This is a genomic window from Ralstonia sp. VS2407 (assembly GCF_052950655.1).
Window position 1 is genome coordinate 12,138 of sequence record NZ_JBRFVG010000021.1, and the last position, 14,284, is coordinate 26,421.

The following is a 14,284-nucleotide window of genomic DNA, read 5'->3' on the forward strand; positions in this document are numbered from 1 at the left end:
ACCGTTTCAATGAAGGACGTTGCGATTGCTGCAGGAGTTTCGCAGCCCGCAGTCTCATACGCGTACAACAAACCAACACAGATCTCCGAAGCTCAGCGCGAACACATTTTTAAGGTGGCGAAAGATCTCGGATACCCCGGACCCAACGTTCGCGGTCGCAGCCTGCGCTCCGGGCGTGTGGGCGCCATTGGCCTGATGATCATGGACGAGCTGCCGTATGCATTTTCAGATCCATCGACCATCGGTGTTCTCAAAGGTATCGCGGAGTTTGGCGAACTGGCCAGCATCGCTCTGTCGCTGTTTCCGCTCCAAAAGGATTTCGCTGAAGGTGGTGCCGAGTCGAGAAGTATGAGCCTTGCGTTTCGGGGCCTTGTTGACGGTTTGATTGTTCACTGTCTTCCGGACAACTATCCGGGCATTCGCGTCGCCTTGAAGCAGGGCATTCCTATGGTTATGGTTGATGCACCCGTCATCAAAGGTATGCCATTTGTCGGGATCGACGACTTCGGCTCGGCTAAGACGCAGATGAAGCATCTGCTTGAGCTGGGTCATCGGCGCATTGCTGTCATGGTTGACCGATTGAGGCCGGACGGCCAGAAGGGGCTTGTTTCCAGGCGTCGTATTCAAGAATCCACAGAACACGTGGTTTCAGAACGCATCTCTGGATACCTGACTGCAGCGAAAGCAGCTGGACTGACTTTTGACGATTTGGTCGTGATGGAGGCCGGGGGCTTCGACTATGCGCAAGGTCGTTGGGCGGCAGAGCAATTGCTCGAGAAGAGAGGCATTACTGCTGTCGCGGCCACCTCGGATGTCATGGCGATTTCGATGCTAACGACGGCCAGTAACCGAGGCGTCTCGGTGCCGGGGCAACTCTCGGTGGTTGGTTTCGACGACATTCCTGAAGCAGCGGGGTTCGGCCTGACGACGATCAGACAGCCCCTTATCGAAAAGGGGCGAGTCGCTGCCAAAATGCTTCACGAAATGCTGAATGCAGACGCTCGTGAGGCTGCCGAGCCAAAGAGGATTATTCTGCCGACTGAGCTTGTCGTTCGTACAAGCACCTCTGCGGCGTGAGCAACCGCGACCATTGGATAGAGAACTACAAGAAACGAGGTTACGTTGCTGTACCCGGAATGTCGTTGCCCCACAGCGCTCTCCCGTGGGGCCACATCGCTACGACTTACTTGTTTTGGGCTGCAACCGTGACGATTTCAACTCGCCAGGCTGGATTATTCAGCGTGGCTTGCACAGTCGCGCGGCTGGGGCATTGGCCCTTTACCACCCACTGGTCCCAGACGCTGTTCATGCCGGCCAAGTCACCGATGTCCTGCAAGAAGATCTGGCACGACAGGATGCGCTCCTTGCTTGAGCCAGTCTCGGCTAACAGTTTGTCGATGGTGGCCAGAACCTCTGCTGTCTGAGCTTCAATACCTTGATCCGTCGTTTGACGAGGTACCTGACCTGCCAGATAAACGATGCCGTTGTAAACCGATGCGTCCGACAGTCGAACGCCAGAGTTGATGCGGGTGATATCGCTCACGTTGATCCTTAGTTGAAGAGTCGGGTTAAGCAAAAAGCGAACCGTTGCGCTGCTTGACGATGTCGAGAACCGCTTGCCTACTGCGCTTGATGCCAGCAAGAGTCCTATTTGCCGCCTCTTGAGCGTCGCCCGACACGAGCACGTCGATCATGCCTTCGTGCCCGTGGCGCCACGTTGCAGAGCGGTCGCTCGCGCTGATGCTCAGATAGAGGACGCGTAGGCTTTGTTCGTGCAGTTGCTCGAGCATCAGAGCGAGGCGGCTGTTGCCGCATGCGCGGCCAATAGCTACGTGGAAAGCAGAGTTGGCGAGCAAGAAAGTGCGCTTGGCCTCTTTGTCGTCGAGGTCGTACTCCTTGGTGCACGCGTTGTTAAGTTGCACGAGCATGTCCTTAGACACGCGGCCAGCACAAAGGCGTGCCGTTTCTGGTTCGATCAGCTCGCGCGCATCAAATATCTCGATGACATCTTTGAGCTGTAAAGGCGATACGACATGCCCTTTTCGAGGAGCGCTCACAAGCCAACCCGCTTCCGTCAGGCGCGTCAACGCGCTGCGGATCGGCGCCTTCGTGACGCCATACTCTTCAGCCAAGGCTTTCTCAGTCACCTCCGCGCCTGGCAAGAGGTCACATGTTATGACGCGCCGCTTGATGTCGTCGAAGATGAGGCGCTGCAGGGGACGGGTGTCGCCACCTTCGGCTAGCGCCAGAGGATCAATGGCATTCATAGGAGTGTCCTTACGCGAAACGTGAGATGGAGAACTCGCGCCAAGTGTCTGAAATCGACGAGTTCTGCGCGGCCAATGCCACCGCTCGACCGGTGAACGATGCCGCAGTTAATCCAATGTGGCCGTGCCCAAATGCGCAAATGACTCGATCGTTTCCCGGTAGCGGCCCGATCACCGGAAGTGAGTCGGGCGTGCATGGACGGTGGCCCATCCATTCCGTCCGACTCTCAGTTCGCACGTTGGGATAGACGTCCTTCAGTGTTCTGAGAAGTTGCTCGAAGCGCCGGGGCGTTGGCGCTGCACTGAGGCCACCAATCTCCGCCGTTCCTGCCACTCTAAGTCCACCGTCGATTGGCGTGACTAGCGTCTTGCGCTCGGCCCACATGATATTGCGGCTGGCGTGGATCCCAGTGTCACTGACTTGCAGGTGATAGCCGCGATGGCTTTCCAAGGGCACATTCCAGCCCAGACCCTTCATCAGAGTTTTGGAATGGATGCCTGCTGCAATGACGACCTGTTTGGCGATTCGATCGCCACCCGAGGTGCGCACTCGAACGCCTTCGCTTGCGGGCTCTATCGCGATCACGTCCTGTTGCAGCAACTTCGCACCGCCTTTGGCCACGCAGGAACTGACAATCCGTTCTACAAATTGCTGAGGATTCGAGCAGTGACCATGTCCGGGGAAAAGGATGGCATGCTTGAATGCGCCGGATAGGGCAGGCTCATATTCCTTGAGTTCGGTGGCGTTCAGTACCGTTTGTTCGACCCCAAGTGCGGCTCGTGCTCGGATGCCGGATTGCTCATCGGCAAACGCCTGCTCCGTACTGTACAGATAGAGCTGGCCGACGCGATGAACAAGGTCTTCGGCACCGGCGAAGCTAATGATTGGCGCGTAGTCTTCAAGAGCGTTGCGCATCATCTTTCGCACGCCCTGAGCAGCAACACTCGATCGGGCAGGGGTGGCTTCGTACAAGAATTTTAGAAGCCATGGCAACGCTGCAGGTAGACGGCGCCATAGCACCGTGACGGGGCTGGCCGGGTTCACGAGCCATTCGGGGATGTGCTTGTAGATGCCGGGCATGGCCAGCGGAAAGCTAATGCCCGGACTCAAGCCGCCAGCGTTGCCAAAAGAGCAGCCAAATCCCGGCTTTTGGCGATCAATGATTGTGACTCGCCTGCCTTGCTGGACGAGGTTATAGCTCGCAGTCGCACCGATGATGCCCGCGCCGATCACGATCACATCGTCGATGACCTGGTTTGCCGTCATGCTGCAGCTCCCGCCAGTTTTGCCGAGCGGCGGCGAAGAAGATAGGAGACGGCGATCATCAGGAGGATAGCGAGGAAAAGCAGGACAGAGACGGCGGCGAGTGTGGGGCTCACCTTCAGGAGTGCGTCGTCCCACATCTGTTTCGGTAAGGTGGTAAACATTCCGCCGCTAACGAAGAGGGCAAGCGTCAGGTCGTCGAACGACGTGACGAATGCAAAGATAAATGCCGACAGGATGCCCGGTGCGATGATAGGCAGAGTGATCAGTCGGAGGCGGGTCAAGACGCTAGCGCCCGAGATACTGGCTGCATTGTCCAGGCGTCGGTCGTAGGAACGAAGCGCCGCTGAGACCGTGATAACCACATACGGGACGGCCAACGCAGTGTGCCCAATGACGAGCGCGAGGGAAGAGCCGAGCCATCCGAGTCGTGAGAGGACATAAAACAATCCAAGCGCGACGATGATCCGCGGCAAAATCATCGGTGCCAGAATTGCACCCAGCACGAGCGAGCGCATGGGAAGCTTTTGATGCGCGAATGCAAAGGCTGCCGGGATGCCGATGACACTCGCAAGGATAGCGGTGCCGGTCGCGACGCCCACAGAGCGCTGGATTGCACTCATCCAAAGTGGGGCGGCAAAGATCTCCTGATACCAGTGCAGCGTAAATCCCTGGGGCGGCCAATCGATGAATGCACTGGTCGTAAAAGACTCCGGGATCAGCAGCAGTACCGGGAGACTAAGTGCGACGATGATGAGCACGGCGATAGGCTTGGCTAAGCCTTTTGCATTCTCTGCTGCAGGTCGATCGACGAAAAGCGTGCCGACGACCTTGTCGATACTTTTGCCAGCCGCCCAGCAAAGATTCATGGCGGTGTTACGGACAAAACCAGTATTTCCCTTGCTGCCAGACTTGGCGGTCGATGTATCGCCAGTCATTGTCGATAGGCCTACCAGCCGGTCATATACCCAGTAGATGATGAAAGTCGCGGCGAGCGTTACGACGGCGAGCGCAGCTGCCAAGCCCCAGTCCAGCATCTCCTGAACCTGCTGGATGATGAGTTGCGCCATCATCGTTTGCTTGGGGGAGCCGAGTAGCGCGGGGGTGATAAAGAATCCGAGCGCAGAAATGAATGTCGAAAGCCAAGCCGCGGTCACGCCCGGCGCGCCAAGCGGAAGGAATACGGTGAAGAACGTTACACCCGGGCGTGCGCCCAACGTGTGTGCTGCCGCAAAGAGCCGGCTGTCGATGGATTCGAAGACCGGCAGCATGGTAAGGATGGCAAGAGGCAGGAGTACGTGCACCAGCCCAACAATCACGCTGAAATTTGTATAGAGAAGCTCGAGAGGTTCGCTGATCACGCCGACACTCAGCAGCGAGCTATTGACGACACCGGTCCGGCCAAGAATGACAATCCAGGCAATCGTGCGCACGAGGAAGCTGGTCCAGAACGGCAGTAGCACCCCGAGCCACAGCCACTGGCGCCAGCCTGGTGTGGCACGCGCGATCGCTGACGCCACCGGGAAGCCGGCAAATACCGCAAGGGTTGCTGCGGCCGCAGAGAGATAAAGGCTCTGTACTAGAACCTTTGTGTAGACCGGTGTGCCGACAAGGCGTGTGAACGACGAGTATGAGAATCCCGTGTTGTTGAACAGTGATGCGCCCAGTAGCAGGACGACCGGTACAAATACCGTGGCAAACAAAAACACCAGGGTGGGAGCAACCAACGCAGGTCCGGTCCAGCGGCCGCGAAGCGCTGAATAATTAGACATGCTCGTCTCCGAAGATGATGGCGTTTGCTGTCTCGAATGCGGCAAATGCGCTGCACCCTGTCGCCGGCTTGACGGCTTGGGTTAGCGAGACCGACACCATGGTGGAGTTGTCGCCCAATGTCATATGGGTGCGCGACAGCGAGCCCATGACGGTACATTCGTCGACCGTGCATGAAAGTAGATTGCTGTCGGCAGGCGGTGTCTTGCTAACCTGAACGGACTCGGGGCGCACGAGCAGCACTGCTTTGGATCCCACCTGCGCCGACTCTGCTGTCCGTCCCTTCAGGATCGTGCCCGTTGGGAGTTGCAGCGTGCCGATGCCCGAAGCCGCCTCAATGTTGAGCAAGGTTCCGCGAAGGCAGTTTGATTCGCCGAGAAACTGTCCGGCAAATAACGTGCGAGGCGCGAAGTACAGCTCTTCGGGTGCGCCGACCTGCTCGATGGCCGCATTGTTCATGAGACAGATGCGGTCAGACATGGTCATCGCTTCTTCCTGATCGTGGGTCACGTACACCACGGTGATGCCGAGCGCCCTTTGAAGTTGGCGGATTTCAGCTTGCATGTGCGTACGCAGCGCCTTGTCCAAGGCTGCCAGGGGCTCATCCATAAGCACGATTGAGGGCTTGTGGACGATGGCTCGCGCCAGGGCAACGCGCTGTTGTTGACCGCCAGACAGCTGTGTTGGAAAGCGGCCTTGAATCCCCGGGAGCTTGATCAGATCAAGGATGCTATTTACTTCCTGCTTGATCTTGTCTGCGGTCATTCCGCGCATGCGCAGGGGGAAGCCGATGTTCTCGGCGACAGTCATATGAGGGAAAAGCGCATAGCTCTGGAACATCATGCCGATGTCACGGCGGTGCGGCGGTGAGAGCGTGGCGTCCTTGCTCTCGATCCAGATCTGGCCACTCGTTGGCTGCGTCAGACCGGCGATCATCATCAGCAGCGTGGTCTTGCCCGAGCCAGACGGCCCAAGAAGCGTCACGAATTCGCCTTGCCGGACAACCAGATCGGTAGCGGTTAGCGCGTCGGTGTCGCCATAGCGCTTGGAGAGTCCGGCGATGCGCAGCTTTTCGTTGGAAAGGCCAGCATTTGCGCGCTGGTTGAGAGACGGCGTACCGCCGCGTGCACCAGGATGTCCAAAACGGTGCTGGATAGCATTCTGATCTAGCGCTTCCATTTTCATGTCTTTCCCAAAGGTCACGCCAGCAACCATGTATTGAAGGTCTCGGTCAGTTTGTCCTTGTTTTTGCCCCAGTACTTGGCGTCAATCTGGACGGCCTTTGCGATGTTCTCAGGATGCGTCGGCAGTGCTTTTGCGCGAACCGGGTCGATGTACTTGTAGGCATCGGGGTTCGACGGTCCGTAGGACAGTCCCTTCGTATAGATCGCCTGGCGCTTCGCATCGCATGTGAACTTAATGAACTCGCGACACAAATCCGCTTTGGGTGTGCCCTTGAGAATGCAGAAGCCTTCTGTGCTCCAAAGGCCCTGATTCCAGATGATTTTCACGGGGGCCCCTTCGTCGATTGCTGCCTGTGCGCGTGCGTTCCAGGTCGGGCACATATCGACTTCACCGCTCTTGAGAAGCTGCGATGTCTGTGCTCCGCCAGTCCACCAGACGTTCACGCTCTTTTTGATCCGGTCAAGATTGGCGAATGCCGCTTTGGCGTCGAGCGGATAGAGCGCTCCCGCTGCTGCACCGCCGAGGAGCGCCTCCTCAAGCGTGTCCTGTGGCGCACGTCGCAATGCACGGCGGCCCGGGAATTTCTGGGTATCCCAGAAGTCGGCCCAGGACGCGGGCATCGGATGATCCTTAAACTTGTCAGTGCGTACGGCGAGCACGGTTTGGAGCACCAGCGTGGCGATCATGTATGGGCTGTTGTACTTCGCCGGAATCTCTGGGGCGCTTACGTGGACCTCCTCCAGGAATATGCCGGTAGAAGGGTCAGTCAGGACTTCCTGTGATTGCCGGTTAAGCAGCACGAGGTCCCACGCATAGTTCTTCGCTTCGACCATGCCTTTGACCATCGCGGTTGGATCCGCCTGTGCGACGACGGGCACGATTTCTATGCCGGTTGCAGCTTTGAAGGGCTGATAGAACGCTTCAGCGAATGCTGCTGAATAAGGGCCGCCAGGGTCCCGTACGACAATCCGTCGCTCAGCCGCTAGCGAGCCCTTGTTAATGAAAGGGAAGGCGAGAGCGGTGGTGCCTGCCATCAGCTGGCGCATGGCGCGGCGACGTGAGGGATTGATGGCAGGGGGGATTTCGGCAGGGGTGACCATAACAACTCCTTGGCTTCATTTGTTTTTGCAACCACAGTCTGACATGTCAGATGCATCGTAGACATGTCAGTGAATGAAGTCAAAGATGTTCTTATGGGTGTTTACCCGTCGCTCGTGTTGTAAGGGGACGATGGTGCAGCAGGATGGTTTGCTGCAGGATGCGTTCCGAATGAGGCGGCGTGGAGATGCACGTCAACAAAAGACGCCGCCGCGCACGGCGATATGCTGGCGCGCCCCATATATAGCGCGATGCTGTGCAAAAGCAGATGAGAAAACAGGCGCAGCCGCTCGGGGAGCGTTGCGGGGTGGCGGCCTAGAAGAAGAACGCGTCTGTGCTGTTCGCGGATGTCAATATCTCGGCCGTGCCGCGCGAAGAGCTCTGGTAGGACATCAGCGCCGCATGGGCGAGTCGCGCCATTTCCCGCGTGGCGGGTGAAAGCAATTGGCCTCTGCGTTTGATCAGTGCGAGCGTATCAAAGAGCGGCTCCTCGAACGCCACGTGGAATAGGCCCTTGGGAAAAGTGTCGCTCGCGATAGCGGCGCGGCATGCGATCGTGTCACCGATACCCTCGGATACGAGCGCAAGGGCAGATGTCAGGTATTCCACTTCGATTAGCGGGGTCAGACGAATACCCGCGATGCGCGCCCGCTCCGCGAGTTGCCGACGGGCAGGGTCGGTATCGGCATAATGCGCATCGTAAAGAACCAGCGGTGTCTCGCTGAAGGCGCGGATCGGCACGGGCGATACGCACCTTTCCGCAACAGCGCTCACGAAGCAGACCTCGTCTCGCGCGAGAGGCACGATATCTAGGTCAGCATCGTCTACAGGAAGGGTGACGAGTCCTGCTTCGATATATCCGGACGCCACACTGGACGCGGTTTCGGCGCTGTTCTGGCCAATCAGGCGCATGTGCACGTGCGGGTAAAGCGCATGGAACTGTTTGGCGAGATTGGTTCCTAGATAGAAGTCGGCGTTGCGCAGTAGCCCAAATGTGGCAGTGCCGCCGCCCAATGCCATCATGGCCTTGACCGCCCGAGCGCCTTGGTCTGCGGCCACGGTTGCCTGTTCGGCGAAAGGAAGCAACTGTTCACCCGCGAACGTCAGCACCAGTTGCTTATTTGCGCGATGAAATAGCTTTGTACTGACTTCAGCCTCAAGGCGTGCGATCAAGTCGGACACGCCCGGCTGGCTGATGCCCATTTCGCTCGCAGCAGCGCTGAATGTGCCCAGTCGTGCGGAGCGTACAAATGCCTCGAGCTGCACCAGTGTCACAAGTAAACCTTATGGGACATATAAGAGTTTGGGCATTGTCGCATGAGCTACATTGAGGTCCAAACGTTCCCACGCGGGTCTGAAAAGCAAAAAACGTTGCAGGCTCAGTGCCTGCAACGTTTTATGGGGCGGCCGATGCGAGGAAACGCTAGGCCATCAAGGCTGTTCAACCCGCAAGGTCGATTGCCCACTCGGGTTTCTTGCCTTTAGCGCGTGCGGCACGCACATCGCCCGAACGGGCGTGGCCCTCGAAATTCTCTGCACGCGAAGCACGGGCACAAAGTTCGCCCATTGCACCGCTGGCGGCGAGCGAAGTGATCTCCTGGTAAGTGACCGTCTTCAAAAACTTGCCGACCCACAGCCCACCCGTATAACGTGCAGCGTTGCGAGTAGGCAGCACGTGGTTAGTACCGATGACCTTGTCGCCGAACGACACGCAGGTGTTTTCGCCCATGAACAGCGCACCATAAGTGGTGAGCTTTTCGAGTGCGTAGCGCGGGTTCTTCGTCAGTACCTGGACATGCTCACTCCCGTAGCGGTCAGAGACAGCAAACGCTTCTTCGATCGTGTCAGTCACGATGATCTCGCCGAAATCTCGCCACGCGGCCTGGGCAACTTCGCGGGTTACTAGGTTCGACAACTGACTGTCGATCTCCTTGAGCACCGCTTCGCCCAGATTGCGGGATGTCGTGACAAGAACCGCCGGAGAGTCCGGGCCGTGCTCGGCCTGGCTGATGAGATCAGTGGCGACGATGAACGGGTCTGCGGACTCATCGGCAAGGATCAGAACCTCGGTGGGCCCTGCGAACAGGTCGATGCCGACTTCGCCGAAGAGTTGGCGTTTTGCCTCCGCGACATATGCGTTCCCCGGACCGGCCAGCATGTCGACGCGTGACATGGTTTCCGTGCCGATGGCCATGGCACCTACCGCTTGCACGCCGCCCAGCAGATAGATCTCATCGGCGCCGGCGAAATGGGCAGCCGCCACGGACGCATATGGAATTTCGCCGCGGTTGGGCGGTGTGCAAGCAATGACGCGCTTGACGCCAGCCACCTTGGCGGTGGTAATGATCATGTGTGCCGAAGCCAGCAACGGATAGCGACCGCCGGGAATATAGGCGCCAACAGAGTTGATTGGAATGTTCTTTTGGCCGAGCACAATGCCGGGTTGCACTTCGGACTCAAAGTCGGTGATCGACGCGCGTTGCAATTGTGCGAAGCGCTGGACGTTGGCCTGGGCCGCGCGAATGTCAGCAATTGTCTGCGCCGGCAGCTGAGCGATTGCCGCTTCGATTTGTTCGCGAGACAACTTGAAGGACTCTGGAGACCACTTATCAAACTTGGCGGAGAGGTCCCGAACCGCAGCGTCACCGCGCGAGCGAATGTCGCGTAGCGCGTCTTCTACGACTTGCCGCACCTGTGGCGAGGACGCTTCCGCAGCGTTGGCCTGGATAGCGGGGGACTTAAGGTGGTATTCCATGGGATCTCCTTCGGCTGGTCTCGTTTGCGGGGGTCGCGAACTTGTGATGCGGAGATTAAAGACGGGCTATCCATCAGACAATGGACCAAGTATTATGATTTGCATAAGATTAACTTGTGATGATGGCAATGCATGATTCCGATTTGGAGGCTGTGGGTGAGTTCGCTCAGAGCCTTGCCGATCTCGCCCGGCGGATCGCTGAGAGATATTTCCGGACGAGCCTGCGAGTGTCAGTAAAGTCTGACCGCTCTCCTGTCACTCAAGCAGACCAAGAGATTGAGCAGGAGATACGTCAAGCGATCAGCCAGCGTTATCCGCAACACGCTTTTTTTGGCGAAGAGAGCGGGGGCATCATGCAGGACGCCGCGACTTGGGTTGTGGATCCGGTCGACGGCACGAAAAGCTTCATTTGCGGCGTACCGCTTTTTGGTTCGCTTATCGCGTTTTTGATCGACCGCCGTCCGATCCTTGGTGTGTTGGAGATGCCGGCGCTGAAAGAACGTTGGGTAGGGCACTCCGGGCGCACCCTCTTTAACGGGAGGCAGGTGCGCGTCAGCGATTGCAAGCTTCTGATGGAGGCAAGGCTTTTCGCCACCTCGCCGGATATGTTCGCCGGCCCGTTTGCCGATGCATTTGCAGACGTCAGCAGTCGCGTTGCAATGAGGCGTTTCGGCACCGACTGCTATGCCTATGGCCTGCTGGCTTCCGGACACTGCGATCTGGTGATTGAGGCGGGGCTCAAGCCATACGATGTCATGGCCCTGATTCCGGTCATTGAGAACGCGGGCGGCGTGGTGACCGACTGGTCCGGACGAGCGATCGACACTGAATTTTCCGGGCACATCATCGCAGCTGCGAGTCGTGAGCTTCACGAGGAAGCACTACGTTGCCTTGCTAGCCATGCATCTTGGTAGTGAGTCGACTCAACTGCGTGCCAACTTGACGAGCTCACGCCGAGCTCCTTCACAAGGACGTCCTAGACCGCAGGGTAGGACGGCAAGCGGAGGCCCCGACATTGAGCTGAGTTGCTGGTGGGAAGTACCCCTTAGGCGACCTTGGCTACCGCAGCCCATTTAGCAGGAAAGTCCTCCGCGCGTAAGGCTGGCAGGGCAGCCACGACGGTGTAGTCGACTAGCTTGTTGGCGTGGAACGAGTCCTTTTCGAGCATGGCGTCAAGCTCCGCACGGTTTTCACACGCGGCCAGCACAAAGCCGCCGGTTCGCGGTTCCAGCGGTCCGGCCACGAGAATTCGCCCTTGTCTGGTGTATTCGACGAGCCAATCGCGATGGGTATCGAGATGGCCTTCAATCTCCTCGATCGGGCGGATGTAGTTGAGCGTGATGGCGTACAGCATGATTTCAATCTCCCGGGTGATCAGGTTGCTTGGAGTATCTGGCGACGCGCCTGTGTTGAACTGAATCAAAGCACGGTGGAGTAGGCGGTCTCCCGTACGCTGGCGCGCGCCGCCCGCATCGATTCGCTTCGTGCGTCTGCGCCCTTGGAGAGCCGCTCCGCGCGTACGAAACGAACATCGACAATGCCCAGAAAGCCGAACACCGCGCTCAGATAAGCCTCTTGAAAGTCCATGATTGCAGCAGGTCCAGCCGAATACATGCCCCCGCGCGTGGAGGCTACGATCACGCGCTTGCCCTCAACCAGGCCGACAGGGCCGTTTTCGGTGTACTTGAACGTGCGGCCGACCTGGGCCACGCGGTCGATCCAGGCCTTCAACTGGCTGGGCACCGAGAAGTTGTACATCGGTGCGCCCACGACGATCACGTCGCTGGCAAGCAGTTCCTTGACCAGCATTTCAGAGCGCGCGTGCTCTGCTTGCGTGGCCTCATCAAAGTCGCCTACGCCTGGGCTGCGGAAGCCGGCGGCGATGGCGCCATCCAGATGTGGGATCGGCTCAAGCGCGAGGTCGCGATGCACGACCACGGCCGCCGGGTCGTCGCGGCGCAACTCGTCTGTGATGGCGGCACTGAGGACACGCGACGCAGAGGCATCGCCGAGGATGCTGGAATCAAGGTGCAGGATTTGCATGACGTCTCTCCAAAAAATGTTGGGATGGACGTCAAGATAGGGGGACGGCGTTTGTGGAACTAGGGGTGCGTTTCGCTACGGAGCGTCCTATGAATGAGACAATCCTGACTCATCCCAACCAGCGTTTTCGGAGCACCGTCGTGGAGGATCTCAACGACCTCGTCATGTTTGCTGCTGTGGTCACGCATGGCAATTTCTCCAGTGCTGCGCGGGCGCTTGGCATCCCGAAGTCTCGGGTCAGCCGCTGCGTAGCGGAGCTGGAGGAACGGCTTGGCGTTCGATTGCTGCAGCGATCCACGCGGGCCGTGCGCGTGACCGACGTGGGGTCGGCTTTTTATGCGCACTGCGAGGCCATCACGCAATCGGTGCAAGCGGCAATGGAGGTTGCAGAACGAGCAAGCGACAAGCCCTCAGGACGGCTGCGCGTGAGTTGCCCGGTCGGCGTGGCGCATATCTTCCTCGCCCCTGTATTGGCGAAATTTCTTGAGGCCCACCCTGATGTGCGGCTGGAACTTGACCTGACCAACCGTCGGGTCGATGTGATCGCAGAAGGCTACGACGTGGCTTTGCGTATCCGATCCACGCTTGATGATTCGGAATTGGTCTTACGCAGTTTCGGCCTGAGTGAGCAGGTGCTTGCGGCCAGCCCTGCCTTTGTAGAACGGCACGGCCCATTCCATACGGTTGACGCGCTACAAGGCGTGAGCGGAATCGGGCCTGGTGGCGCGCGTGGCGAGCCCGCTCGTTGGGAGGTCACCGGGCCCGATGACCGGGCTCAGGAAATTCACTACAAGCCGAAGCTCGTGACCGACGATGTGTACCTGCTTGAGCAGATGGCACTCCGTGGTGCGGGTGTGGCGCAATTGCCTGTCGATCTGTGCGGACCGGCCATACAGGATGGACGGCTTGTGGTTCTGTTGCCTGAATGCCGTATGCCGTCGCACCAGCTTCATGCGGTGTTTCCCTCGCGGCGAGGTGTCGTGCCGGCGGTGCGTGCCTTCATTGAGTTTCTTGCAGCTGAGTTGCCAGTTATGACCTCCCGAGCCGCTGCCCACGACGAGGCCGCTGCTGGGCCCAGCGCACACTGATGCGGCGATGAAGCCACGAGGTGCACAGCCTCATGAGGCTTCATCGCGGCAGGGTTTCACCGGCGCGCGTCTCGAGCGGCGCGATCAATCAGGTTCGCCACCACGGCCGGGTGTGAGACCAACGACATATGGCTCGATTTCACCGTCGTCACGCGAGCCTTGATCTGTTCGGCCAACTCACGCTGCACGGGCGTCTTGAGCGCATGGTCCTCTTCGGTAACGAGATACCACGTTGGTTTGTCGTGCCATGCCGCATGAGAGACCTTGCCATCAAACGCGGATGCGGAAATGGGCACCTGCGTAGCCGCAAGAATGCGCGCACGGGACTCAGGTACGTCGCCCGCCATGACTTGACGATAGGTTACTGGATCATCGAGCCAGATCAGGCCTTCACCATCAGGCTTGAGTCCGTCCATGGGCGCCTTCAGGCGGGTCAGAAGGTCCGACACCGATTCTCCGCTGTCCGGTACAAGCGCAGAGAGGTAGACGATGCCTTTGACGTTGTCGGCATTCCCCGCTTCAGTTACCACGGCGCCCGCATAGGAGTGGCCTACCAGAATGACGTCACCCGACTGCCGCCCCAGAACACGGCGGGTGGCAGCGACATCGTCCGGCAACGAAGTCAGCGGGTTCTGAACGGCGGTGACGTGGTAGCCCTTGCGCTGCAAGGCCGAGATGACCTCTGACCAACTGGAGCCATCGGCAAAGGCGCCATGCACCAGGACGATATTTCGGATCGGGCTACCCACTTCTTTTGCCTCGCTCGCTAGGGTGAAGAGGCTCGCCATGAGCCCGACAGCGATTGCAGCAGATT

Annotated in this window: 14 protein-coding genes; 3 read left to right on the forward strand and 11 right to left on the reverse strand. The window is 58.7% G+C overall.

Annotation, left to right across the window (positions count from 1 at the left end; all coding sequences use genetic code 11):
* Positions 1-9 precede the first annotated feature (9 nt).
* Positions 10-1,077 (forward strand): LacI family DNA-binding transcriptional regulator, encoded by a 1,068-nt coding sequence (locus tag ACU8YE_RS22785; RefSeq protein ID WP_446929664.1) that lies wholly within the window; start codon positions 10-12, stop codon positions 1,075-1,077.
* 106 nt (positions 1,078-1,183) lie between these two features.
* Here ACU8YE_RS22785 and ACU8YE_RS22790 read toward each other — a convergent pair whose 3' ends face one another.
* The 8 genes from ACU8YE_RS22790 to hisD form a co-directional block, all read right to left on the reverse strand.
* Entirely contained in the window at positions 1,184-1,543 is a 360-nt protein-coding gene (locus tag ACU8YE_RS22790; protein ID WP_446929665.1) for a RidA family protein, read from the reverse strand.
* A 25-nt stretch (positions 1,544-1,568) separates the two neighbouring features.
* Positions 1,569-2,267 (reverse strand): GntR family transcriptional regulator, encoded by a 699-nt coding sequence (locus ACU8YE_RS22795; protein ID WP_446929666.1) that lies wholly within the window; start codon positions 2,265-2,267, stop codon positions 1,569-1,571.
* A gap of 10 nt (positions 2,268-2,277) precedes the next feature.
* On the reverse strand, positions 2,278-3,534 hold the full coding sequence (locus ACU8YE_RS22800; protein WP_446929667.1) for an NAD(P)/FAD-dependent oxidoreductase: 1,257 nt from the start codon (positions 3,532-3,534) through the stop codon (positions 2,278-2,280).
* Positions 3,531-5,303, reverse strand: a complete 1,773-nt coding sequence (locus tag ACU8YE_RS22805; RefSeq protein WP_446929668.1) for an ABC transporter permease subunit — start codon at positions 5,301-5,303, stop codon at positions 3,531-3,533. Before ACU8YE_RS22805 ends, ACU8YE_RS22800 begins: the two co-directional genes overlap by 4 nt.
* The gene (locus ACU8YE_RS22810; RefSeq protein WP_446929669.1) at positions 5,296-6,516 is read right to left on the reverse strand and encodes an ABC transporter ATP-binding protein; all 1,221 of its coding nucleotides are present in this window, start codon (positions 6,514-6,516) and stop codon (positions 5,296-5,298) included. The genes ACU8YE_RS22805 and ACU8YE_RS22810 overlap by 8 nt, the downstream gene beginning before the upstream one ends.
* Positions 6,501-7,586: an ABC transporter substrate-binding protein gene (locus ACU8YE_RS22815; RefSeq protein ID WP_446929670.1), complete on the reverse strand. Its 1,086-nt coding sequence runs from the start codon at positions 7,584-7,586 to the stop codon at positions 6,501-6,503. Before ACU8YE_RS22815 ends, ACU8YE_RS22810 begins: the two co-directional genes overlap by 16 nt.
* 313 nt (positions 7,587-7,899) lie before the next feature.
* Positions 7,900-8,859, reverse strand: coding sequence for a LysR family transcriptional regulator (locus ACU8YE_RS22820; RefSeq protein ID WP_446929671.1), 960 nt, complete (start codon positions 8,857-8,859; stop codon positions 7,900-7,902).
* A 166-nt stretch (positions 8,860-9,025) separates the two neighbouring features.
* Positions 9,026-10,339, reverse strand: a complete 1,314-nt coding sequence (hisD, locus tag ACU8YE_RS22825) for a histidinol dehydrogenase (protein ID WP_446929672.1) — start codon at positions 10,337-10,339, stop codon at positions 9,026-9,028.
* A gap of 128 nt (positions 10,340-10,467) precedes the next feature.
* Between hisD and ACU8YE_RS22830 the strand changes: the two genes are divergently transcribed.
* On the forward strand, positions 10,468-11,253 hold the full coding sequence (locus tag ACU8YE_RS22830; protein ID WP_446929673.1) for an inositol monophosphatase family protein: 786 nt from the start codon (positions 10,468-10,470) through the stop codon (positions 11,251-11,253).
* A gap of 131 nt (positions 11,254-11,384) precedes the next feature.
* Here the strand turns inward: ACU8YE_RS22830 and ACU8YE_RS22835 are convergent, their stop codons facing one another.
* Positions 11,385-11,693, reverse strand: coding sequence for a YciI family protein (locus tag ACU8YE_RS22835; RefSeq protein ID WP_446929674.1), 309 nt, complete (start codon positions 11,691-11,693; stop codon positions 11,385-11,387).
* Between the two features lie 65 nt (positions 11,694-11,758).
* Positions 11,759-12,382 (reverse strand): FMN-dependent NADH-azoreductase, encoded by a 624-nt coding sequence (locus ACU8YE_RS22840; RefSeq protein WP_446929675.1) that lies wholly within the window; start codon positions 12,380-12,382, stop codon positions 11,759-11,761.
* Between the two features lie 140 nt (positions 12,383-12,522).
* On the opposite strand from ACU8YE_RS22840, the gene ACU8YE_RS22845 reads away from it, so the two are divergent.
* Positions 12,523-13,470: a LysR family transcriptional regulator gene (locus ACU8YE_RS22845; protein WP_446929689.1), complete on the forward strand. Its 948-nt coding sequence runs from the start codon at positions 12,523-12,525 to the stop codon at positions 13,468-13,470.
* Between the two features lie 56 nt (positions 13,471-13,526).
* Here ACU8YE_RS22845 and ACU8YE_RS22850 read toward each other — a convergent pair whose 3' ends face one another.
* Entirely contained in the window at positions 13,527-14,258 is a 732-nt protein-coding gene (locus ACU8YE_RS22850) for an alpha/beta fold hydrolase (protein WP_446929676.1), read from the reverse strand.
* Between the last annotated feature and the right edge of the window lie 26 nt (positions 14,259-14,284).